Below are 20,006 nucleotides of genomic sequence, written 5' to 3'. Positions count from 1 at the left end.
GGCGCGCCGTCAGCGGCGCGCGCTTTCCTCGAGTTCCTGCTCCAGGCCATGCTCGCGCATCAGCGCGAGCCGGTTGTACAGCGTCTTGAGGCTGATGCCGAGCGCCTTGGCGGTGCGCGGCTTGTCGCCCTCGAAATGACGCAGCGAGGCGACGATGAAGCGCTGTTGCGCATGCGCGAGCGTGGCGCCGAGCGGCAGCGACATCACGTTGTCGCGCACGTCGACGCGCGGCGGCACCTGGCGCGGCAGGTCGAGTTCGATCTGGTCGTCGGACAGGATGAAGGCGCGTTCGATCGCATTGCGCAGCTCGCGCACGTTGCCGGGCCACGGATAGGCGCGCAGCGCCTTGAGCGCCTGCGCCGACAGCGCCTTGTCGCTGCCGTGCTGGGCGTTGAGCCCGGCCACCAGGTCGCGCGCGATGTCCTCGACGTCGCCTTCGCGGTGGCGCAGCGCCGGCACATGCAGCGCGAACGCGGCGAGCCGGTAGAACAGATCCTCGCGCAGCCGGCCGTCCTGGATCGCATCGACGGGATTGTGATGGGTGGCGGCGATGATCCGCACGTCGAGCGGGATCGTGTCGGTGCCGCCCACCCGCATGATGGTGTTCGATTCGAGCGCACGCAGCAGCTTGACCTGCATGTCGCGCGGCATTTCCGCGATTTCGTCGAGGAACACCGTGCCGCCCGCTGCGGCTTCGAACCAGCCGATGTGCTGGGCGGCCGCGCCCGTGAAGCTGCCTTTTTCATGGCCGAACAACTGCGATTCGGCAAGTTCGGCCGGGATCGCGCCGCAATTGACGGCCACGAACGGGCCGCCCGCGCGGGTGCTGGCATCGTGCAGCAGGCGCGCGGCGATATCCTTGCCGGCGCCGCTTTCGCCGACGATCAACACGCTTGCGCGGGTTGCGGCAACCTTCTCGATTTTCGACAGCAGCGCCTGGATGCGCGGCGAGGAGCCGGCCAGACGGCGGCCGTCGCTGGATGTTTTCGACATGAATGTTGGATCTCGGGTGGAAGAGCGTGTCTCCGTACACGGTCCCCGTGAAGCGTGTAATTTTTATAAGATAAGCGCAAGCGTAGCCGAATCTGCCTGCGGTTCATGAATTGAAAATTCCAATACGCCTGGCATGGTCGGATAGAAAAAAACGATAATGGCCGGGTGCAACAGGTTGTCCTCTATACTCCCCGGACGCCAAGTCGACAGGCCGGGCCAAGCGGCCGATCCGGTGCCCCGGTCGGCGTTATCAAGATCGACAGCGTCGTGCCGTCGGTCACCCTTTCCGGGCGTCATCGGGTTGTTCAGCGCCCGGTGCTCCTGCTGCACGCTGCCCGGCGCGAGGCCTCGATGCCCGCCGGAGCGTGTTCCGAGACGGAGCGTCAATGCCCTACATTCTCGTCGTCGAAGACGACGCCGACACCCGCGAGATGCTTTCGGTGCTCGCGCAAACGCAGCAACTGAGCTGCGACACGGCGGCGACACTGGCCGAAGCGCGCAAGCTGCTCGCCACCCACACGCCCGATCTGATTCTCTGCGACCTGATGCTGCCCGACGGCAGCGGCATGGATCTGTTCGAAGAATTGCCGAAGGGCGTGCACTGCGAGATGGTGCTGACCACCGGCCACGCCAGCCTCGAAACCGCCATCGACGCGCTGCGGCGCGGCGCCACCGATTACCTCGTCAAGCCGCTCAACATGCAGCGGCTGAACAGCATCTTCGCGCGGGTGCCGCGCACCAGCGTGCTGCACGAGGAGATCGCCTCGCTGCGCGGCGAACTGAAACGGCTCGGCCGCTTCGGCCGCATGCTCGGCAATTCGCCGCCGATGCAGGCCATGTACGACGCGATCAGCCGCGTCGCGAGCACCGAGGCGTCGGTGCTGCTGATGGGCGAATCGGGCACCGGCAAGGAGCTGGCCGCGCAGACGATCCACGACCTGAGCCTGCGCCGCAAGGGGCCGTTCCTCGCCATCAACTGCGGCGCGATCGCCGCGAACCTGGTGGAGAGCGAGATGTTCGGCCACGACCGCGGCAGCTTCACGGGCGCGGACCGCCAGCACAAGGGCTTCTTCGAGCGCGCCGACGGCGGCACGCTGTTCCTCGACGAAATCACCGAAATGCCGATGGAGTCGCAGGTCAAGCTGCTGCGCGTGCTCGAAACCGGGCGGCTGACGCGGCTCGGTTCGTCGCGCGAGTTCGACGTGGACGTGCGGATCGTGGCGGCCACCAACCTCGACACCGACGCGGCGATGGCCAACGGCAAGCTGCGCCCCGATCTCTATCACCGCATCAACGTGTTTCCGATCACGCTGCCGCCGCTGCGCGAGCGCGGCGAGGATATCCCGATGCTGGCCGCGGCGTTTCTCGAACGGCTCAACGAGGAGAGCGGCCGCGGCATGCATTTTGCTGCTCCTGCACTGGCGGCGTTGTCCGGCTACCAATGGCCGGGCAACGTGCGCGAGCTGCGCAATTTTGTGCAGCGCGCCAGCATCTTCAACGACGGCGACGTGATCGATACGCTGCCGGCGCCGATCATGACCGAGGTGTCGGGCGAGGTGGTGGCCGACGACGACACGGTGTCGGTGGCGTTCGGCACCACGCTGGAGGAGGTGGATCGGCGCGTGATTCTCGGTACGCTGGCGCAATGCGGCGGCGTCAAGACGCATGCGGCCGAGGTGCTCGACATCAGCCTCAAGACAATCTACAACCGCCTGGCGCAGATCGAAGGCGGCGACAAGAGCGACAGGACGGATACGGCAGCGGACAAGGCGCCGTCGTGAGCGCAGCGCGCCACGGCGTGCCGCCGTGCCGCGAAACCTGCGCAGCGACCCGCCCGGATGGTAAGGGATGCGTCCGGCCCAAGCGGTGCGGACGGGAGCCGATCAGATGAATCAACTCGAAGCAGGCTGGATGCGCAATGGCGTGATCGTTGCCGCACTCGTCGCGATGCCGACCGTGCTGCAGTCGCTGCTCGTCCATTTCGGCGGCCCGAACATGCCGCTGGTGCTGTACTACCCGTTCATCGCGGGCATCGCCTGGACCGTCTCGTTCGGCGCCGGCCTGGTGGCGTCGCTCGTCGGCGCGCTGCTGATCTGGCTGCTGTTCGTCAGCGACCCGCAGGCCTATCCGATATCCGGCGCCATGCAGGCGCTGGAAATCGGCATGTTCCTGCTGGTGTCGGGCGTGGTCAGCGCGGTGGTGGCCGCGCTGCGTCATGCCCGGCTCACCAACGATGCGCTGCGCCGCCGCGAAGCCGCGCAGCGCCGCGACTACGAAACCACGCTGGCCTCGCTGACGCAGGGCGTGATCGTCACCGATCCGGCTGCCCGCATCACCTATCTGAATGCCGCGGCCGCCGCGCTGGCCGGCCATGATGCCGACGCCGCGCGCGGCCAGCCGTTCCACGACGTGTTCCATGCCTACGACGGCGACGACCAGCGCGTGCGCTCGGCCCAGCTCGACCGCGTGCTGGCCGGTGGCGAGGGCGGCGCGGCCGACCTGCAATGGCTGCGGCCGGCGGGGCAGGCCGCGCGGATTCCGGTGGCGATGTCGGTGTCGCCGCGGTGCGATGCCGACGGTGAGCGCGGCGGTGCGGTGCTGGTGCTGCGCGACGTCAGCGCCGATCAGGAACGCACGATGGCGAACCGGATGCTGCGCCGGCTGGTCGATGCCTCGACCGACGCGATCATCGGGGTGGGCGTCGATCGCCTGATCACGAGCTGGAATCCGGCCGCCGAGCGCATGTTCGGCTATGCCGAGGCGGATGCGCTCGGACGCGACGTCGGCATGCTGGTGGCGCCGCGCTGGCAGGCGCGGCATCCGCTGACCGTCGCCGTGGCCGAGATGCGCGAGGCCGTGGCCGGGCTCGACCTGCTGTGCCTGCGCGCCGACCGCACGCGGTTTCGCGCGACGCTCGGCGCCTCGCCGGTGTTCGACGAAGCCGAACGCTGCGTGGCGCTGTCGCTGACGCTGCGCGACACGCGCGTGCAGCGCCGCCGCGACCGCCGTGCCGATCACCGGCTGCGCGGCGCGCGCGATGCGCGGCGCCTGGCCGACACCTCGAACCGGCTCAAGGACGAGCTGCTGGCGGTCGTCTCGCACGAGCTGCGCACGCCGCTGAACGTGATCTACGGCTGGGTCGAGGTGATGCGCAACCCGATCGACGGCGCGCTGCAACGCCAGGCGATCGACGCGATCGATCGCAGCGCGCGTTCGCTGTCGCGGATGGTGGCCGATATTCTCGATGCGTCCTCGCTCGCCACCGGCAAGCTGCGGCTCGATCCGATGCCGGTGGATCTGGTGCGGGTGATGAACGATGTGGCCGTCTCGTTCGAAACCACTGCTGTCAGCAGCGGCGTGCAGCTCGACACGCATTGCGCGTTCGACACCTGCATCGTGTCGGGCGACGCCGAGCGGCTGCGGCAGATGCTGTCGAATCTGGTGTCGAACGCGTTCAAGTTCACGCCGCGCGGCGGCCGCGTGACGATCGGGCTGACCCGCGAGGATTCGCGCGCGCTGCTGACGGTGAGCGACACCGGGCAGGGCGTGCCGGCCGATTTCCTGCCGCACGTGTTCGAGGCGTTTCGGCGGGCCGAGGGCTCGCCGGCGTCGTCCAAGCGCGGGCTGGGGCTGGGCCTGTCGATCGTGCGGCACATCGCCGAGCTGCATGGCGGCGGCGTGCGCGTGACGAGCGCCGGCCTCGATCTCGGCACCCGTTTCGAAGTGGCGCTGCCGGCCGGCTGGCAGACGCCGGACGCCGTGCTGTGGGCGAGCCGCGACAGCGACACGACGCTGACGCGCGAGCGGCTCGATCTCGCCGGCCAGCGCATTCTTCTGGTCGACGACGATGAAACCTCGCGCACCAGCCTGGCGGCCGCGCTCGCCACGCTCGGCGCGGCGGTGGTGGTGGCCTCGTCGGGGCGCGACGCGCTGACGCGGCTCGACGCGGCGCGACCCACCATCGTGCTGTCCGATCTGGCGATGCCCGATGGCGACGGCTTCTGGCTGCTCGATGCGCTGCGCGGCGACGCTCGCGCCGCCGCGAGCGCCCCGGTGCTGGCCGTGACGGCGCATGCCGGGCAGACCGACGAACGGCGCGTGCTGTCGGCCGGGTTCAACGGCTATCTGTGCAAGCCGGTCGATGTGCAGACGCTGGCGCGCGAGATCCTGCGCGCAACGCAGGCGCCACTGCGATCACTGACGTCTCCGTCTTCGTCTTCCACGATCGACAAATGAGGGCCGGCGGCCACGTTGCACGGCTGCCGCGTTCTTCCCGCGTTCTCCCGCTTCTGTTCCCCGCTCCGTAAATCTTGCAATCAGCTTGACGAAAAGCACCGTCGCGCCCGCTTCGCCTTGCCCGGCGTGGCGGGGCGGCCGGGTACGCGCGTTGCGAGCCTCCCGATATCGCCGGCCCGTCCGGCCCGATTCCTGGAGGTCACGATGAAGCACCGCACCGAAGGTCAACGCCCGCATCGTTCATTGAACCGCCGCCGTGTCGCCACGCGCTCCGCGCGCGGCCTGCTGGCGATCGCCCTGACCGCCGCCACCGCGTTCTGCGCGACCGCCTCGCTCGACGCGAACGCGGCCGCCAGCGACGAGGTGGCGTCGGCCACGCATTCGGCCGGCGCGTCGATGCGTGACATGACCCTCACTACCAAGGCGAAGGCGGCCCTGGTCGGGACCGACGGGCTGTCGTCCGGCGATGTCCACGTCAGCACCAAACAGGGCCGTGTCACGCTGACCGGCAGCGTGCCCGACGAGGCGCAGAAGCCGCTCGCCGTGCAGGCCGTCAAGAGCGTGAAGGGCGTGCGTTCGGTGCAGGACCAACTGACGATCCTCGCGAAGTAAGCGCGACGTCGTCATCCAGCCGCAGTCCGATTTCACGAGGAGAGCGAGGATGAGTCGAGTCACGACACGCCTGCGCGCGGCCACCCTGGCCGCCGCGCTCGGCGCGGCCTGCGCCGCTTCGGCCCAGACCGACCCGAACCCGGTGCCGCACAACCCGCCCGCCGCCAGCCCGAGCGTCGGCGCCGAAATCGTCAAGCCGGCTTCGCCGGTGGGCGACAGCGAGATCGCCAAGCGCCCGCAGGGCATCGATCCGGAATTCGTCGACAAGGCCGCGCTCGCCGGCAAACGCGAGGTGCAGGCGAGCCAACTGGCGATCGAGCGCTCGGAATCGCCGGCCGTGCGTGTGTTCGCGAAGAAGATGCTCGACGATCACGGCCGCGCCAACGAGCAGTTGCGCACGCTTGCCGCGAAGGAGGGCGTGCCGGCGCAGGCCGCGATGATCGTCGATCCCGACATCGACGCGCTGCGCAACAAGCACGGCCACGATTTCGATGTGGCCTACGTGGCGATCGCCGGGCCGGGCGCGCACCGGCAGGCGATCCGGCTGTTTTCGGCCGAGGCGCGCGGCGGCCATTCGACCGAGTTGCGTGCGTTCGCGCAGGACAGCCTGCCGATGCTGCACCAGCATTTGGGCTTGGCCCAGAAGCTCGCGCGCGAAGTGGGCCGCTGAGGCACCCCGGCGGCGGCGTACACATCGCGCGGACAAAAAGAGAGCGTCCCCACACGGGACGCTCCTTCAAACATGACCGCCCGACCGATCAATGGCGACCGTCGCGCGGCTCGGGCTGGTTCGGCGCGCTTTCGTGCGGCGGGGCGTCGATGTCGAGCCCGGTATCCACATCGAAGTGACCGATGTCGTCGGGGTCCCAGCCGGTGGCCGCGGCGGCCGGCTGGTTCGTCGCGGGCGGCTCGGCCCAGGCCGGGTCGGCGAACGACGGCCAGTGATGGCGATCGAAGCCGGGCATCGCGCGCACCTGCTGCGCGGTGGCGGCCAGCACGAAACACTTGCGATCGGTATCGAGCGTCAGCGCATGCCACGGCACGGCGATCAGCTTGTCGCCGATGCCGAGCACGCCGCCGCTGGACAGCACCGCGTAGGCGATGCGTGCGCCGCGCACGTCGAGCATGATGTCCTTGATGTGGCCGACGTGCTCGCCGTCGGTCGCATACACGCGGTTGCCGTCGAGCGTCGCGGCGGCCATCACGTCCGGGCCGGGGCCTGCCGACGGGTCGGGTCGTCCGACGATGCGTTCGCCGGTGCCAGTTTGGGAATGCAGATTCATCATCGACCTCCTTGCTGAAAGGGCTGCGCGCCGCGCTCAGGGCGAGCCCGGTTCGCCGCGGTCCGGCGGCTGGTGGGCCGGCACGGGATCGATCCGCGTCACGCCGCCGGTGGCCGGCGGATCGCTGGCCGGAAAAGTGTCTTCGAGCGCCTTGTCGATCTGTTTCTCGTCGCGGCGCGTCGTGCTGCGTTCCGCGCCGCGCTCGTTCGGCGCCGGCTTGCTCCCGGCGCCCTCGGTTCGCGAAGCGGGGTGGGTAAGGGATGGCATCGCAGGTCCTCCACGGTAGGTTCGTGATTCTGTGGCGCAAGCTCCATGCCGGCCCGCTTGCCGGCCTGCCATCACGGCGTCACGTCGATGACTGTCTCAAAACTGAAAAATTTTCAGTGCCGGATGTAAGGAATGCACACGAACCGTCGAACAGGTCGCGGCGTGCGGTTGCGACTCGGGCTGCCGGCCTGACGGCGCGGGCGCCGGCGCGCATGGCATGCGAATTGCAGTAATGCCCGCTGTCTTGCATCCGGAGGACCGACCGTGGCGCTTGTTTCCGCTTCGTTTGCCCAGTTCGCCGGGTTCGATGCATCGCGATTCGCCGGTCGGCCTGCCGGCATCTCGCTGCATCGTCCCGAGCCGACTCACCCCGCGATCGATCCCGACCCGCCGCCCGACAAGGGCGACCCCGGGCCGACCGATCCGCCGACGCCGCGACCGCCCGAGGGCGATCCGCCGTCGCGCGAACCGCCCGAGCGCGTGGGGAGGTGACGGGCCGGTTGCCGGCGAGACGGAGGCAGACCGGGGGCAGACCCGAGGCAGACGAAAGGGAGCGGTTCGTGCGTGGCGAACCTGCTTGCTGGCCGGCACCCGCAACGCGCGTGCCGCGAGTAACATGGGCAACGGCACCCGCGCAGCAGCGGGGCGGCACGCTCCCGGAAGAACCGATTACATAAAGAGGATGAGCTGATGATTCGACGCCGTGCCGTTTCCGTTTCCCTGTCTGCGCCCCGCCCGGTGATGTTGCCGCGCCGCGCGATCGTGCCGTCCCGGCTCACCGTGTTCGCCGTCTGCTGCGCCGCCGCCGTGACGGCTCGCGCGCAGACCCCGTCGCCGCTCGGCGAATGGCAGTATTCGGCCGGCGTCACGCTCCAGAAGGTGTTCGATCCGAAGCCGCCCGAGCAGTGGTCGGTGCGCTTTGGCGCCGCCTCCTCGTTCCAGCCGCGTTATGAAGGCTCCGACCAATACCGCGTGAAGGCCGGCCCGAACTTCGACGTGCGCTACCGCGACCTGTTTTTCCTGTCGACGGGCGAGGGGCTCGGCGTGAACTTCGCGCAGGGCCAGAACTGGCGCACCACGCTGTCGATCAACTACGATCTCGGCCGCCGCTCCGCCGACGATCTTGGCCACCTGAACGGCCTGCCCAACATCAATCCCGCACCGCTGATCAAGCTGTCGGGCGACTACGTGATCTCGAAGAACCTGCCGATCGTGCTGCGCGCCGATGTGCGGCGCAGCATCGGCGGCTCGAACGGCTGGGTGGGCGATCTGTCGGCCTACATGCCGCTGCCGGGCAGCTCCGAGAAGTTCTTCTGGTTCGCCGGCCCGACCGTGTCGTTCGCCGATTCGAACTATATGAACAGTTGGTTCGGTATCAACCAGCAGGCATCGACACGCACCGGCTACCGGCCGTATTCTGCGAAAGCAGGCCTGAAATCGTACGGTGTCGGCATGACGATGGTGTGGTTCGTCCGCAAGCACTGGTTCGTCACGGTGGATGGCGCGCTGGAGCAATTGGTGGGCAGCGCACGCAACAGCCCGCTCACGCAGCGCTCGACCAACGGTGTGGCGGACGTCTCGGTCAATTACCAGTTCTAAGGATTGTCCGGCGTCGTTTCACCCGGTACCGCTGATGCTGCATCCATGCCTGCCGCGCGGTTTGCCCCGCGCGGCGCAAGGCACCCCGACCAGGAGGAGACAATGGAACAGGCACGGAATCATTCGCACACCGAAGCCAACCCGGTGAAGACGCCCGCGCCCGCGATCGGCGGCGCGCCGGTTGCGGCCGGCGATCGCAGGCTCACGCCCGAACGGATCGCCTCGAAAACGCCCACCGGCTTGCCGGCGATCGATCGCGAGCGCTATGCGCAACGCGAACACGGCGATCCGGTGCGCCGCGCGGCGAGCCGCATCGTCACGCTCGACAACGCGAACATGGGCGCGTCCGACAGTTGCGTGGACGTCGACGGCAAGAGCTTCGATGCGCATCGCGACGCGCCGCTCTGGCATGACAACGAGATCCACTCGAACGCCTCGCTCGACGACAGCGTGGTCACGGCCGACGACGGCCTGGCCGGTTTCGCGAGCCGCCGTGGCGACGGCTCGCCGGCCGTGGAAACGCGGCTCGGCTGGCAGGTCAGCGCGGCCGGCATCATCGATGCGGGCCGCACCTATGGCGCACGCACCGAGCGCGTGATCCGGCTCGAACCGTCGGACGCCGCCAAGCGCTGACGGCGCGCGCCGCGCCGCCCGATACGAAAACGCCGCCGGCTCGCGCCGGCGGCGTTCTTGCGTGAGCAGCCGGTTTATTGCGGGCCGAGTTCCTGCGCGGACGCATCGGCCTCGTTGCCCTGCGCGATCAGCACGTGGATGTCGTTCGGCACCACGTCGCTGATGCCGCCGGCCGGGATCGTCAGCACCAGCCAATCCGCGTTGTTGGCCAGCGAGACGGCCGGGGTGGTCAGGATCGGCGTTTTCGAGCCGGCGGTCGTGACGATCACCTGATAGCTGCCGCCCGACAGATAGAGCGAATCCTGCGTCGAGGCCGGCACCGCGTTCTGATACGAAACGTTCGCCAGCGTCGGGCTGCTCGCGCTGATATTGGTGCTGCCCGCATTGACCACGTAGATGTCGAGGTTCTGCGCGTTCGGCGACGCGTTGAAGCCGCGCACGCGCGCCTTGTCCGACAGCAGGCCCTTGGCGTACGGATCGTCGATCTCCGCGATCGAGTTCGACGTGCTCGGCAGCGCGATCGTCGTGTAGTGATGGCCGTTCACGGTCGAGAAGGCCTGCGAGGCGATCGCGGTGTTGCTGCCGGTGGAGTTGTACGAGGTGGTCTGGTTGCCGGTGTCGAGATCGGCGTAACGCGTCACGCCCTTGTAGGCCACGTTCGCCGTGTTGAGCTTGCTGTTCAGGTAGTAGTCCAGATTGGGGCCGAGCGGCACGGCGTTGATGAAGCGCGCCTGCGGCTTCGCGGTGCCGATGATGGTGCCGATGTCGTTGCCGTCGTTGCCACCGCATGCGGCCAGCATCGCCACGGCCGATGCCATTACCGCGAGGGTACGAATTGCCTTCATGTCTTGTTCTCCGATCTGATTGGATTCTGTGCTTGCGCGTCGCCGGGCGCGATGCGCGCGACGACGTGCGGCCAGCGGGCCGAAGCCCGGCGGCGAACGCATTTTTCGATGCCCCCTCGCCGCACCCGCGCGGTCGGCGGGCGATTCCATCCAGCAGAACTCGTACCCGCACGCGATCGCGCGGTCGCGGGCGCGCCACCGATACACGTGCTTTGCGTCGCGCAACAGCGCATTGCATGGGGTGTCGGGCTCACGGTCCAAATCTTGCGAACCCGCTTGTAAAAAATGCCTTGTCGGCGGTGACGCGTGTTGCGGCTTGCAGGTCGAGCCCTTGTCCATCAAGGCTCGAGCAACCTGGTACGAATGTTGCGAAAGTCGGGACAGGATCAATCAATCGACGAGGAGCACCCGATGTCCACGCTCGCGCTACAGATGCGACAACACTTGACGCTGACGCCGCGGTTGCAACAGTCGCTTCGGCTGCTTCAGCTATCGTCGCTCGAATTTCAGCAAGAGCTGCGTCAGGCGCTCGACACCAACCCGTTCCTGGAAGACGTGCAGGTATCGGGCGACGACGACACGCGCACGCCGTTCGATCAAGCCGAACAGGCCGCGGAATCCGCCGAATCGGCCGATGCGCCGAACCTGGTGACCGCGGAGGAAGGGCCGCGCGACAACGAGATGTCGTACACGGCGGAGACCTCGATGCGCGGCAGCGCGATGCGCCGCTCGGGCGACAGCTACGACCTGGAGCCGTCGGAGCGGATCGTGATGGAGCCGTCGCTGCACGAGCATCTGCACGAGGCGCTGTGCCTCTATCCGCTGAACCCGCGCGACCGCGCGGCGGCGCGCACGTTGATCGACGCGCTCGACGACGACGGCTACCTGCGCCAGACGCTCACCGAGCTGGCCGAGACGGTGGCCGATTCCGATGTCTGCTTCAACGAGCAGGAACTGACGGTGGCGCTGCGGCTGGTGCAGTCGGTGGACAAGCCTGGTTTGGCTGCTCGTTCGTTATCCGAATGTTTGCTGCTGCAACTGAATGCGATGCCGGCCGGCCGCCCCGATGTGGAATGCGCGAAGACCATCGTCGAACATCATCTCGAACGCCTGGCGCGTCGCGAGACGGCCGAGATCCAGCGCCGCATCGGCTGCGATACGCGCACGCTGCGTGCGGCCTGCGCGCTGGTGCGCAAGCTCGATCCGCGCCCCGGCAACCATTACGGCAGCGCGAGCGGCGACTACGTGGTGCCCGACGTGATCGTGCGCCAGGTGAACGGGCGCTGGGTCGTGACGGTCAACCCGGCCGTGATGCCGCGTGCGCGCGTGCACAAGCTGTATGCCGAGCTGTTCGCGAAATCGAGCGAATCGGTGCAATCGCCGCTCGGTCAGCAGTTGCAGGAAGCGCGCTGGCTGATCCGCAACGCGCAGAAGCGCTTCGATACGATCCAGCGCGTCGGCGAATGCATCGTCGCGCGGCAGCGTGATTTCTTCCGCTACGGCGCGATCGCGCTGAAGCCACTGGTGCTGCGCGACATCGCCGAGGAGCTCGATCTGCACGAGTCCACCATTTCGCGTGCCACGGGCAACAAGTACATGGCGACGCCGCACGGCGTGTTCGAGTTCAAGCATTTCTTCCCGCGCAAGCTCGAAGCGGCGGGGCGCGGTGCCTGTTCGGCCGCGGCGGCGAAGGTGCTGATCCGCGAAATGATCACGGCCGAGGCGGCCGGCGAGCCGCTGTCGGACGTCACGCTCGCGCATCGGCTGGCGGGGCGCGGCGTGGTGCTCGCGCGGCGCACCGTCACCAAGTACCGGCAGGCGATGAAGATCCTGCCGGCCGAACTGCGTCGGCGCGTGCCGATTTGAGCACGCGTTTCATCGCGGCACGCGCAGTTCGAATTTCCCATCCCATCCATCAGTCATGCTGAACGAGGAGGCGGCCATGAAAGCGAAATCGCAAGCGCAACAGCACGCGGCCGGCGCGGCATTGTCGGCCAAGCGTGGAGATACACAGGTCAAGGATCTGAAGGGCGCGTCGCGCGACATGCACGACTCGATGAGCGAGCGCGAACTCGAGGACATGGCCGCGACCCGGACCAAGGACAAGCCGCAACACAAGAGAACGTCGTGACGGCCTGAGCGCTTCACGACATGGGAATCGTTTTTCAACCTGGAGGTAGACATGCTTCGCTACGCAGTGATCTTTTTTATCATCGCCATCATCGCGGCGGTCTTCGGTTTCGGCGGCATTGCAGCCGGCGCCGCTGAAATCGCCAAGATCTTGTTCTTCATCTTCGTCATCATCTTCATCGTGACGCTGCTGCTTGGCGTGATTCGAAGATAACGAAGCAGTCGACAAACGAAACGGCCGCCAGCGATGGCGGCCGTTTTTCATGGTGCGCCCGATTGCACGGGCGCGTGATCAGCCGAGCGCGGCGTCGTAGCGGCGCGCGACTTCGGCCCAGTTGACCACGTTGTAGAACGCCGCGATGTATTCGGGGCGACGGTTCTGGTATTTCAGGTAATAGGCGTGCTCCCAGACGTCGAGGCCGAGGATCGGCGTGTTGCTCGTCATCAGCGGGCTGTCCTGGTTGCCGCTGCTCTCCACCACCAGCTTCTTCGCAGGCGTCACGCTGAGCCAGGCCCAGCCGCTGCCGAAGCGCGTCAGCGCGGCCTTCGTGAACGCATCCTTGAACGAATCGAAGCTGCCGAGATCGGTGTCGATCGCGGTGGCGAGACGGCCTTGCGGCGCACCGCCGCCGTTCGGCGCCATCACGCTCCAGAACAGGCTGTGGTTGGCGTGGCCGCCGCCGTTGTTGCGCACCGCGCCGCGCACTGCCTCGGGCAGCGATTCGATGCCCGACACCAGTTCCTCGATGCTCGGAAACGGCAGGCCCGCGCCTTCGAGCGCCGCGTTGACGTTGTTCACGTAGGCCTGGTGATGCTTCGAGTAGTGGATCTCCATCGTCTGCGCGTCGATGTGCGGTTCGAGCGCGTCGTAGGCGTAGGGCAGCGGGGGCAGGGTGTAGGGCATGGTCGGCTCCGGGTGGTGATGCGGTGGGTTCGATGGCTTGGGTCGGGTGGCTGGCTATTGGCGCATCAGCGTGTGCACCGGGCCGGCCGCGCCGAGCTGGCAGGCGCTGCGGGCGGCGTTGTCGTCGGGATGGCCCGCGACGTAGTGCGTCAGTTCGGCATAGGTGCGGCGGCAATGGCGTTGCGCGGCGGTTTGCCAGCGGATCGGCAGCGCCGCGCCGTTCATCGTGTCGCAGAGGCGCGCGTGCGCGGCGCACAGATGGCGGCATTGGTCGCAGTTGCGGCCGAGCCGCGCGTAGGTGTCCGCCAGGTTGTGATGCGCGACCACCCACGCGGCCGTGCCGGCTTCCGCGTCGCCGACGCGGCCGTACATGGCGTCCGCTACCGCGACCGCCGCGTCGTAATGGGCGATGGCGGCGGCGTAGTCGCGTTCGTCGAACGCGCGGTTGCCCCAGGTGATCGAACGCCGCCAGCGCGCGAGCTCGTCGCGGTCGTCTGCGCGGGAGGGTGGGGCGGCGGTGGCGGTGTGCATGACGTTCCTCTCGGGTCCTCGGATGGGCAGGCTCGATGCTGCTCTATGAATGCGAATGATAATTATTTTTATTTAAATAGTCGAATGGGCGGGTGGAATGACCCCACGGCGGGTGGGGTGGTGGGTCCGGTGGATTCCGGACGCGGGGCCGTGGGCGGATCGCCGTGCAGCGGCCGGGCCTGCACGGCGACCGTCTGGGCGTCCACGGCGTCGAGAAAGCCGGCGTGGCCGAGCAGGATCGACGCCCACGGCCGGCCTTGCGCATCGACCGAGCCCACAAAGCTATAGGGCAGCAGTCCGAAGAATTCCCGATGCTGCCCGGTCAGGTATTCCCGCACGACCTGCCGCCCCGTCACCGCCATCTTTTCGCGCACGCCCACGCGCTCCTGCACGGCCAGCTCGCCTTCGTGAAACGGCGATGCGTGCAGGCCCCAGCCCGGCGACGACGGGGTATTCGACATGATCGGTTCGCGTTCGTGGCGGGAAGCGTCGTCAGGCCGCCGCGCGCAGGCCGACGGCGTTGCGGGCGAACGGCATGAAGCCGGGCAGCGCCTCGACGCGCTTGAGCCAGGTGTTGACGTTGGCGTAGCCGGAGATATCCACGTTGCCTTCCGGTGCGGCCGTGATGTAGCTGTACAGCGCCACGTCGGCGATGCTCGGCTGCGCGGAGGCGATCCACGCGTGGCCGTCGAGTTCGGCGTCGATCAGCTTGAGGATGTCGTGCGAGCGCTTGATGACTTCCTGCGCGTCGAGCTTCGCGCCGAACAGCGTGATCAGGCGCGCGGCGGACGGGCCGTAGGCGATCTCGCCCGAGGCCACGGACAGCCAGCGATGCACCCTGGCCGCGCCGAGCGCCTCCTCGGGCAGCCAGTCGGTCTTGCCGAGGTGCTTGGCCAGGTAGACCAGAATCGCGGCGGAGTCGGCCAGCACGGTGCCGTCGTCTTCCAGAACCGGAAGTTGTCCGAAATGATTCAGCTTCAGAAATTCGGACTGCTTGTGTTCGCCCGCCGCGAGCGAGACGTTGACGATCTCGACCGGCTGGTCGAGCAGCGAGAGGAACAGCCGGATGCGGTGCGAGTGTCCGGACAATGCGTCGTAGTAGAGTTTCATGCGAGCAGTCTCGTGTGCAATTTCGTTAGCCCCCGGCGGCCAGTCCGCCCGGATGACTGAAGCGTAAGGAGTCGCATCGTTCGGCGGAACGGCCAATCGGTGGAATGCACTCTTTTGTTTTTTCGAATGCTGCGCACTTAACGGGTCGGCGCCGCCCGGATATCATGCGGCGGCCGAAACAATGGCTTTGCGCCGGGGCCACCCGGAGAGGGGAACATCATCGACCGCTTTCACGCCATGACCGTGTTCGTGAAGGTTGCCGAGGCCGGCGGCTTCGCGGGCGCGGCGCGCCTGCTCAACGCGAGCCCGCCCACCGTCACCCGCACCATCGCCTTGCTGGAGGACATGCTGGGCGCGCGCCTGTTCGTGCGCACGACGCGCTCGATCAAGCTCACCGAAATGGGCGAGCGCTACCTCGACGATTGCCGCCGCATTCTCGCGGAAGTGCAGCAGGCCGAGGCGGCGGCAGCCGGTTCGTATTCGGCGCCCACCGGCACGCTCACCGTGTCCGCGCCCGTGCTGTTCGGGCGCATGCATGTGCTGCCGATTCTCAACGCGTTTCTCGAACGTCATCCGAAGCTCGTCGGCCATGCGCTGTTCGTCGATCGCATGACGCATCTGGTCGAGGAGGGCATCGACGTGGCCGTGCGCATCGGACATCTGCCCGATGCCAGCTACGTGGCGCGCATGGTCGGCACGGTGCGGCGGGTGGTGTGCGCGTCGCCCGACTATCTGCGCCAGCATGGCGTGCCGGAGCGGCCCGACGAGCTCGCGCGCCACCGCGTCGTCGGCGCGACGGCGGGCTGGGCCGCGGGCGAATGGCGCTTCGGCATCGCCGGCGATATCGTGGTGCGGGTCGGCCCGGCGCTGTTTTGCAATACCAACGATGCCGCGATTGCCGCCGTCGAAGCGGGCATGGGCGTGACGCGCGTGCCGGCCTACCAGATCGCCGCGCAGTTGCGCTCGGGCGCATTGCAGGCCGTGTTGAGCGAGTTCGAGGAACCGGCCATGCCCGTGCATGTCGTGTATGCCGAACGGCTGCATACCCCGGCGAAGATTCGGGGCTTCATCGACCTGGCGGTCGAGCGCTTGCGAAGCGACCTCGGTTACGGCGGGTAGCACGCGACGCAGCCGGTCCGTTTCCGATTGTTTGCGAAACCCGGCATCTTCATTCGGCTTGATCCACTTTTTCCGGCCCCGGACCGCGCGTAGATTCGTGGACATCCCCGGTGTGCCGCCGTCCTGGCAGCGCCCGGTCTACCGCAAATGAGGATCGGAATGGCCAAGCTCGAAGGAAAAGTGGCACTCGTCACGGGTGCGTCGAAGGGAATCGGTGCGGCGATCGCCAAGGCGCTGGCCGCCGAAGGCGCGGCGGTGGTGGTCGGTTACGCCAGCAGCCGGGATGGCGCGGAGAAGGTCGTGAGCGAGATCACCGGTGCAGGCGGGCGCGCAGTGGCGGCCGGCGGCGACGTGTCGAAAACCGCCGAGGCGGCCAGCCTCGTGCAAGCCGCTGTCGATACGTACGGCTCGCTCGATATCGTCGTGAACAACTCGGGCGTGTATGCGTTCGGCGCGCTGGAAGACATCACCGAAGACGAATTCCATCGTCAGTTCAATACCAACGTGCTCGGCTTGCTGCTGGTCACGCAGGCCGCGTCGAAGCATCTGGGCGAAGGCGCCAGCATCATCAACATCAGCTCGGGCGTGACGCGCATCACGCCGCCGGCCACCGCCATCTACACGGGCACCAAGGGCGCGGTGGATGCGATCACCGGCGTGCTGGCGCTCGAACTGGGCGCGCGCAAGATTCGCGTCAACGCGATCAACCCCGGTTATGTGGAAACCGAAGGCACGCATACGGCCGGCATTTCGGGTTCGGGCATGGATGCCGAATTCATCGCCAAGACGCCGCTCGGCCGTGGCGGTCGCCCGGACGATATCGCCGATATCGCCGTGTTCCTGGCTTCGGACGATGCGCGCTGGCTGACAGGCGAGAACCTGCTGGCGGCGGGCGGGATGCGTTGAGCTGAATTGAGCGGAATTGAGTTGAACTGAACCGAGCAATAGCGGGCAGGCGAACCCCGCCTGCCACGCGCCGTCGCGGGCCTGCCGGCTTATCGGCCGAAGGTTTCGCGGCGTAGCAAGAAAAAACCCGGTGGCGCTTCATCGCCAACCGGGTTTTTACGCATGTGGCTGCGCTTCGCAGTTTGACGTACCGATCCGAACAGGTTGTACGCACAACCTGTTCGTGAGGCATCGCCTATTTCCGGTTTGCCGCACCGAGCCGATCCAGATACGCGCGGCACATCAGGATCACTTGCGCCTGCACCGCACGCGCCTCGTCGTCGGGCAGGCCGCGCTCGAACACGCTGCGCACCGTGCCGAAGATGGTGTTGAGCAACGTCAGATTGACGATCGCCAAATTAGGAAACACCGCATCGGCCGCGCTGGCGAACATCGCCGCCGACGCCGCATCGACGCGCCGGGCGAACGCCTCGACCAGCGGCGCGTTGTCGAGATCGACCACCGAGCGATACAGCACGCGCGTGACGTCGGGCCGTTCCATCTTGGTATCCCAATACGTTCCCACCAGCACCTCGATCATCCGGCCGATCGGCTCGCCGTGCTGCGCCTGGCAGGTGCGCTCGATCTTCTCGGCCAGCGCCTCCAGATAGTGTTCGTTCAGGCCGTAGAACAGCGCCTGCTTGTGCGGGAAGTATTGATACAGCGTGCCGACCGACACGCCGGCCCGATCCGCCACCTTGGTGGTGGTCAGGCGCTCGGGGCCGTCGGTCAGCAAAACCTGAATGCTGGCCTCGAAAATGGCATGCAGCGTGACCGTCGAACGCGCTTGGCGCGGCTTTCTACGGGGCGTGAGACGGATGGGTGTGGCGGACGGCATAAGCGAATTCTCAGGCAGGACGATTCTTTATATCGTGTTCGTGTCCCAACCGAACAGATCAAGGATGGCAGATGACAGACCTTAACCGCATTGCACTCGTGACCGGCGCCAACAAGGGCATCGGTCTGGAAATCGCGCGCCAGCTCGGGCAGGCCGGCGTGTTCGTGATCGTCGGCGCGCGCGATGCCGGCCGCGCGCAGGCGGCGCTCGACGACCTCGCCTCGCAGGGCGTGCGCGCCGAAGCGGTATCGATCGACCTGAACGATCAAACAAGCATCACCGCTGCCGCCGAGACGATTCGCGCCCGGCACGGCCGGCTCGATATCCTCGTCAACAACGCGGGCATCGTCGATGCCCAGGACGGCGCGCCCACCGCAGCATCGCCCGATGCCGCGCGCCGCATCATGGACACCAACTTCATCGGCACGTTGAGCGTGACGCAGGCGATGCTGCCGCTGCTGCGGCAGGCGCCGCGAGCGCGCATCGTCAACCTGTCGAGTGCGCTCGGCTCGCTGACGCTCAACGGCGATCCGTCCTCGCCGTATTACAACGCGCGGCTGATCGGCTACAACGCGTCCAAGGCTGCGCTCAATATGCTGACCGTGCAATTGGCGGAAGAACTGAAGGGCACGCCGATCGTCGTCAATTCGGTGAGCCCGGGCTACGTGAAGACCGATCTCACCGGCCATCAAGGTTTCCTGAGCGTCGAGGAGGGCGCGAGAATCTCGGTGAAGTATGCGTTGCTCGGCGACGATGCGGTGTCCGGCACGTTCGTCGAGGCCGGCGGCACGACGCCCTGGTAAGCGTTGGCGGGTGGGGCGAGGATCGCGCGCGGGCGGCGATGTTGCCTCGGCGCGCCGGGCGCGTGCTTCAGGCGTTCGGCGCGATGTCCTCGTAGTTCCAGTATTCCGGTGCGATCCATTCGTGCAGCGTCGGATACACGGCCTCGCGGAACAGCGCGACCGCCGGGAACGGGCGGAACGCGACGGTGCGTTCGACAATCCGCCCATGTTCGTCGTCCACGATGATTTCCAGGCTTTCGAGCTTGCGCCCCGCGATGCTGCCTTCCCAGCGCAGCAGGGTGGTACGGGCGTCGAGCCGGTATTCGCCCGTGAAGCGCCCGGCGCGCACGCCCGACGATTGGGCGAACACCTGCGCCACGCGCTCGCGGCCCGTCACGGCCTTCGTGAAGATGGGGCTGTGAAACGCCACCTGCGGCGCCAGCAGCGGTTCGACGTCGGCGGCCGTGTGCGGGCCGGCTTCGCGCAGTTTTCTCAGGGCATGCATGGGAACTCCCGGTTTGGTCAAAACGGGAATGCTAGGGGGCGGTGCGCGGGGGATTGAGCGCCGATGCGCTCAGAGCGTCTTGTCGTGACGGTACGAATCACGCAGGGCCGGCCATCTGCGCCGACAACGCGCCATAGATGCCGCAGAACCAGTCGATGAACACGCGCGTCTTGCGCGGCAGGTGGCGGTCGGGGCGATAGATCACATGCACCGGGCGCGGCGAGACTTCGTATTGCGCGAGGATTCGCCGCAAGCCGCCCGATTCCAGTTGCGGGCGCAACGAATAGAACGAGCCGCACACAATGCCCAGGCCCGCCACGCCGCAGGCGACGTAGGCATCCGCGTCGTCGACCGTCACCACGCTTTTCATGCGCAGCGCGTGCGGGTTGCCGTCGACGGAGAAATCCCACGGCTGCACGCGGCCCGTCACTTGCGAGATGTAATGCACGCCGACGTGTTGCTGCAAGTCGTCGAGCGTGGCCGGCTCGCCGTGGGCGGCCAGATAGGCGGGCGACGCGCAGACGATGTTCCAGGCGTCGCCCGCCCGCTTCGAGACGACCTCGTCGCTGATCACGTTGCCGACGCGAATCGCGCAGTCGAGCGATTCGCCGACCAGATCGACAGGGCGGTCGGTCGGGATACGCGGCCACGAACGCGGGCAGCGCCGGAATCAG

25 protein-coding genes are annotated in these 20,006 nt (G+C 67.4%); 13 read left to right on the top strand and 12 right to left on the bottom strand.

Annotation, left to right across the window (positions count from 1 at the left end; all coding sequences use genetic code 11):
• Positions 1-9 precede the first annotated feature (9 nt).
• Together ACYP33_RS10305 and ACYP33_RS10300 are read right to left on the bottom strand one after the other, a co-directional pair.
• Positions 10-993 (bottom strand): sigma-54 interaction domain-containing protein, encoded by a 984-nt coding sequence (locus ACYP33_RS10305; protein ID WP_414444581.1) that lies wholly within the window; start codon positions 991-993, stop codon positions 10-12.
• A gap of 63 nt (positions 994-1,056) precedes the next feature.
• On the bottom strand, positions 1,057-1,380 hold the full coding sequence (locus tag ACYP33_RS10300; protein WP_414449853.1) for a hypothetical protein: 324 nt from the start codon (positions 1,378-1,380) through the stop codon (positions 1,057-1,059).
• Here ACYP33_RS10300 and ACYP33_RS10295 point away from each other — a divergent pair.
• The 4 genes from ACYP33_RS10295 to ACYP33_RS10280 all read left to right on the top strand — a co-directional run bounded on the left by ACYP33_RS10295 (position 1,380) and on the right by ACYP33_RS10280 (position 6,511).
• Positions 1,380-2,774 (top strand): sigma-54-dependent transcriptional regulator, encoded by a 1,395-nt coding sequence (locus ACYP33_RS10295; RefSeq protein ID WP_414444582.1) that lies wholly within the window; start codon positions 1,380-1,382, stop codon positions 2,772-2,774. The genes ACYP33_RS10300 and ACYP33_RS10295 overlap by 1 nt on opposite strands.
• A 106-nt stretch (positions 2,775-2,880) precedes the next feature.
• Positions 2,881-5,229, top strand: a complete 2,349-nt coding sequence (locus tag ACYP33_RS10290; RefSeq protein ID WP_459621428.1) for a hybrid sensor histidine kinase/response regulator — start codon at positions 2,881-2,883, stop codon at positions 5,227-5,229.
• 204 nt (positions 5,230-5,433) lie between these two features.
• Positions 5,434-5,841 carry a BON domain-containing protein gene (locus ACYP33_RS10285; RefSeq protein ID WP_414449850.1) on the top strand — a complete coding sequence of 136 codons (408 nt, stop codon included), beginning with the start codon at positions 5,434-5,436 and terminating at the stop codon, positions 5,839-5,841.
• A gap of 49 nt (positions 5,842-5,890) precedes the next feature.
• Positions 5,891-6,511, top strand: a complete 621-nt coding sequence (locus ACYP33_RS10280; protein ID WP_459621426.1) for a DUF4142 domain-containing protein — start codon at positions 5,891-5,893, stop codon at positions 6,509-6,511.
• Positions 6,512-6,599: 88 nt separating this feature from the next.
• Here the strand turns inward: ACYP33_RS10280 and ACYP33_RS10275 are convergent, their stop codons facing one another.
• A complete protein-coding gene (locus ACYP33_RS10275) occupies positions 6,600-7,124 on the bottom strand; it encodes a PRC-barrel domain-containing protein (protein ID WP_459621425.1) in 525 nt (174 codons plus the stop codon).
• Positions 7,125-7,160: 36 nt separating this feature from the next.
• Positions 7,161-7,391 (bottom strand): hypothetical protein, encoded by a 231-nt coding sequence (locus tag ACYP33_RS10270; RefSeq protein ID WP_414444586.1) that lies wholly within the window; start codon positions 7,389-7,391, stop codon positions 7,161-7,163.
• Between the two features lie 264 nt (positions 7,392-7,655).
• Here ACYP33_RS10270 and ACYP33_RS10265 point away from each other — a divergent pair, with 264 nt between their 5' ends.
• The 3 genes from ACYP33_RS10265 (at position 7,656) to ACYP33_RS10255 (ending at position 9,623) form a co-directional block, all read left to right on the top strand.
• On the top strand, positions 7,656-7,883 hold the full coding sequence (locus ACYP33_RS10265) for a hypothetical protein (protein ID WP_459621423.1): 228 nt from the start codon (positions 7,656-7,658) through the stop codon (positions 7,881-7,883).
• A gap of 198 nt (positions 7,884-8,081) precedes the next feature.
• Positions 8,082-8,990 (top strand): MipA/OmpV family protein, encoded by a 909-nt coding sequence (locus ACYP33_RS10260; protein ID WP_414449849.1) that lies wholly within the window; start codon positions 8,082-8,084, stop codon positions 8,988-8,990.
• A 102-nt stretch (positions 8,991-9,092) separates the two neighbouring features.
• Positions 9,093-9,623 carry a DUF3005 domain-containing protein gene (locus ACYP33_RS10255; RefSeq protein ID WP_459621421.1) on the top strand — a complete coding sequence of 177 codons (531 nt, stop codon included), beginning with the start codon at positions 9,093-9,095 and terminating at the stop codon, positions 9,621-9,623.
• 74 nt (positions 9,624-9,697) lie between these two features.
• Here ACYP33_RS10255 and ACYP33_RS10250 read toward each other — a convergent pair whose 3' ends face one another.
• A complete protein-coding gene (locus tag ACYP33_RS10250) occupies positions 9,698-10,468 on the bottom strand; it encodes a DUF4397 domain-containing protein (RefSeq protein ID WP_414449848.1) in 771 nt (256 codons plus the stop codon).
• 411 nt (positions 10,469-10,879) lie between these two features.
• On the opposite strand from ACYP33_RS10250, the gene ACYP33_RS10245 reads away from it, so the two are divergent.
• The 3 genes from ACYP33_RS10245 to ACYP33_RS10235 all read left to right on the top strand — a co-directional run bounded on the left by ACYP33_RS10245 (position 10,880) and on the right by ACYP33_RS10235 (position 12,812).
• Positions 10,880-12,334, top strand: a complete 1,455-nt coding sequence (locus ACYP33_RS10245) for an RNA polymerase factor sigma-54 (protein ID WP_414444589.1) — start codon at positions 10,880-10,882, stop codon at positions 12,332-12,334.
• Between the two features lie 76 nt (positions 12,335-12,410).
• Positions 12,411-12,599 (top strand): DUF3008 family protein, encoded by a 189-nt coding sequence (locus tag ACYP33_RS10240; protein WP_414451972.1) that lies wholly within the window; start codon positions 12,411-12,413, stop codon positions 12,597-12,599.
• A gap of 51 nt (positions 12,600-12,650) precedes the next feature.
• Positions 12,651-12,812 carry a DUF1328 family protein gene (locus tag ACYP33_RS10235; protein ID WP_013697398.1) on the top strand — a complete coding sequence of 54 codons (162 nt, stop codon included), beginning with the start codon at positions 12,651-12,653 and terminating at the stop codon, positions 12,810-12,812.
• A 78-nt stretch (positions 12,813-12,890) separates the two neighbouring features.
• Here ACYP33_RS10235 and ACYP33_RS10230 read toward each other — a convergent pair whose 3' ends face one another.
• The 4 genes from ACYP33_RS10230 to ACYP33_RS10215 form a co-directional block, all read right to left on the bottom strand.
• On the bottom strand, positions 12,891-13,502 hold the full coding sequence (locus ACYP33_RS10230; protein WP_459621419.1) for a superoxide dismutase: 612 nt from the start codon (positions 13,500-13,502) through the stop codon (positions 12,891-12,893).
• 54 nt (positions 13,503-13,556) lie between these two features.
• The gene (locus tag ACYP33_RS10225) at positions 13,557-14,033 is read right to left on the bottom strand and encodes a hypothetical protein (protein WP_459621417.1); all 477 of its coding nucleotides are present in this window, start codon (positions 14,031-14,033) and stop codon (positions 13,557-13,559) included.
• A 68-nt stretch (positions 14,034-14,101) separates the two neighbouring features.
• The gene (locus ACYP33_RS10220) at positions 14,102-14,494 is read right to left on the bottom strand and encodes a hypothetical protein (protein WP_459621415.1); all 393 of its coding nucleotides are present in this window, start codon (positions 14,492-14,494) and stop codon (positions 14,102-14,104) included.
• 31 nt (positions 14,495-14,525) lie between these two features.
• On the bottom strand, positions 14,526-15,143 hold the full coding sequence (locus tag ACYP33_RS10215) for a glutathione S-transferase family protein (protein ID WP_459621413.1): 618 nt from the start codon (positions 15,141-15,143) through the stop codon (positions 14,526-14,528).
• A gap of 237 nt (positions 15,144-15,380) precedes the next feature.
• Here ACYP33_RS10215 and ACYP33_RS10210 point away from each other — a divergent pair, with 237 nt between their 5' ends.
• Together ACYP33_RS10210 and ACYP33_RS10205 are read left to right on the top strand one after the other, a co-directional pair.
• Positions 15,381-16,262, top strand: coding sequence for a LysR family transcriptional regulator (locus tag ACYP33_RS10210; RefSeq protein WP_459621411.1), 882 nt, complete (start codon positions 15,381-15,383; stop codon positions 16,260-16,262).
• A 159-nt stretch (positions 16,263-16,421) separates the two neighbouring features.
• Entirely contained in the window at positions 16,422-17,168 is a 747-nt protein-coding gene (locus tag ACYP33_RS10205) for a glucose 1-dehydrogenase (protein ID WP_459621409.1), read from the top strand.
• Positions 17,169-17,403: 235 nt separating this feature from the next.
• Here ACYP33_RS10205 and ACYP33_RS10200 read toward each other — a convergent pair whose 3' ends face one another.
• Positions 17,404-18,045 carry a TetR/AcrR family transcriptional regulator gene (locus ACYP33_RS10200; RefSeq protein ID WP_459621407.1) on the bottom strand — a complete coding sequence of 214 codons (642 nt, stop codon included), beginning with the start codon at positions 18,043-18,045 and terminating at the stop codon, positions 17,404-17,406.
• Between the two features lie 71 nt (positions 18,046-18,116).
• Here ACYP33_RS10200 and ACYP33_RS10195 point away from each other — a divergent pair, with 71 nt between their 5' ends.
• Complete coding sequence (locus tag ACYP33_RS10195) at positions 18,117-18,848, top strand: SDR family oxidoreductase (protein ID WP_459621405.1); 732 nt, start codon at positions 18,117-18,119, stop codon at positions 18,846-18,848.
• Positions 18,849-18,915: 67 nt separating this feature from the next.
• Here ACYP33_RS10195 and ACYP33_RS10190 read toward each other — a convergent pair whose 3' ends face one another.
• Positions 18,916-19,332: a hypothetical protein gene (locus tag ACYP33_RS10190; RefSeq protein WP_414444599.1), complete on the bottom strand. Its 417-nt coding sequence runs from the start codon at positions 19,330-19,332 to the stop codon at positions 18,916-18,918.
• Between the two features lie 97 nt (positions 19,333-19,429).
• Positions 19,430-19,972, bottom strand: coding sequence for a LysR substrate-binding domain-containing protein (locus ACYP33_RS10185; protein WP_459621431.1), 543 nt, complete (start codon positions 19,970-19,972; stop codon positions 19,430-19,432).
• Between the last annotated feature and the right edge of the window lie 34 nt (positions 19,973-20,006).

The organism is Burkholderia sp. 3C (genome assembly GCF_054589155.1).
This window is presented reverse-complemented; position numbering and strand designations above follow the sequence as displayed.

Excerpts from the sequence above, each read along its gene's own strand:
- ACYP33_RS10240 (WP_414451972.1), top strand. The coding sequence starts at position 12,411 with ATGAAAGCGAAATCGCAAGCGCAACAGCACGCGGCCGGCGCGGCATTG.
- ACYP33_RS10285 (WP_414449850.1), top strand. The coding sequence starts at position 5,434 with ATGAAGCACCGCACCGAAGGTCAACGCCCGCATCGTTCATTGAACCGC.
- ACYP33_RS10280 (WP_459621426.1), top strand. The coding sequence starts at position 5,891 with ATGAGTCGAGTCACGACACGCCTGCGCGCGGCCACCCTGGCCGCCGCG.
- ACYP33_RS10235 (WP_013697398.1), top strand. The coding sequence starts at position 12,651 with ATGCTTCGCTACGCAGTGATCTTTTTTATCATCGCCATCATCGCGGCG.
- ACYP33_RS10195 (WP_459621405.1), top strand. The coding sequence starts at position 18,117 with ATGACAGACCTTAACCGCATTGCACTCGTGACCGGCGCCAACAAGGGC.
- ACYP33_RS10270 (WP_414444586.1), bottom strand. The coding sequence starts at position 7,391 with ATGCCATCCCTTACCCACCCCGCTTCGCGAACCGAGGGCGCCGGGAGC.
- ACYP33_RS10245 (WP_414444589.1), top strand. The coding sequence starts at position 10,880 with ATGTCCACGCTCGCGCTACAGATGCGACAACACTTGACGCTGACGCCG.
- ACYP33_RS10230 (WP_459621419.1), bottom strand. The coding sequence starts at position 13,502 with ATGCCCTACACCCTGCCCCCGCTGCCCTACGCCTACGACGCGCTCGAA.
- ACYP33_RS10205 (WP_459621409.1), top strand. The coding sequence starts at position 16,422 with ATGGCCAAGCTCGAAGGAAAAGTGGCACTCGTCACGGGTGCGTCGAAG.
- ACYP33_RS10220 (WP_459621415.1), bottom strand. The coding sequence starts at position 14,494 with ATGTCGAATACCCCGTCGTCGCCGGGCTGGGGCCTGCACGCATCGCCG.
- ACYP33_RS10290 (WP_459621428.1), top strand. The coding sequence starts at position 2,881 with ATGAATCAACTCGAAGCAGGCTGGATGCGCAATGGCGTGATCGTTGCC.
- ACYP33_RS10305 (WP_414444581.1), bottom strand. The coding sequence starts at position 993 with ATGTCGAAAACATCCAGCGACGGCCGCCGTCTGGCCGGCTCCTCGCCG.
- ACYP33_RS10225 (WP_459621417.1), bottom strand. The coding sequence starts at position 14,033 with ATGCACACCGCCACCGCCGCCCCACCCTCCCGCGCAGACGACCGCGAC.
- ACYP33_RS10200 (WP_459621407.1), bottom strand. The coding sequence starts at position 18,045 with ATGCCGTCCGCCACACCCATCCGTCTCACGCCCCGTAGAAAGCCGCGC.
- ACYP33_RS10210 (WP_459621411.1), top strand. The coding sequence starts at position 15,381 with ATGACCGTGTTCGTGAAGGTTGCCGAGGCCGGCGGCTTCGCGGGCGCG.
- ACYP33_RS10250 (WP_414449848.1), bottom strand. The coding sequence starts at position 10,468 with ATGAAGGCAATTCGTACCCTCGCGGTAATGGCATCGGCCGTGGCGATG.
- ACYP33_RS10190 (WP_414444599.1), bottom strand. The coding sequence starts at position 19,332 with ATGCATGCCCTGAGAAAACTGCGCGAAGCCGGCCCGCACACGGCCGCC.
- ACYP33_RS10255 (WP_459621421.1), top strand. The coding sequence starts at position 9,093 with ATGGAACAGGCACGGAATCATTCGCACACCGAAGCCAACCCGGTGAAG.
- ACYP33_RS10260 (WP_414449849.1), top strand. The coding sequence starts at position 8,082 with ATGATTCGACGCCGTGCCGTTTCCGTTTCCCTGTCTGCGCCCCGCCCG.
- ACYP33_RS10275 (WP_459621425.1), bottom strand. The coding sequence starts at position 7,124 with ATGAATCTGCATTCCCAAACTGGCACCGGCGAACGCATCGTCGGACGA.
- ACYP33_RS10295 (WP_414444582.1), top strand. The coding sequence starts at position 1,380 with ATGCCCTACATTCTCGTCGTCGAAGACGACGCCGACACCCGCGAGATG.
- ACYP33_RS10215 (WP_459621413.1), bottom strand. The coding sequence starts at position 15,143 with ATGAAACTCTACTACGACGCATTGTCCGGACACTCGCACCGCATCCGG.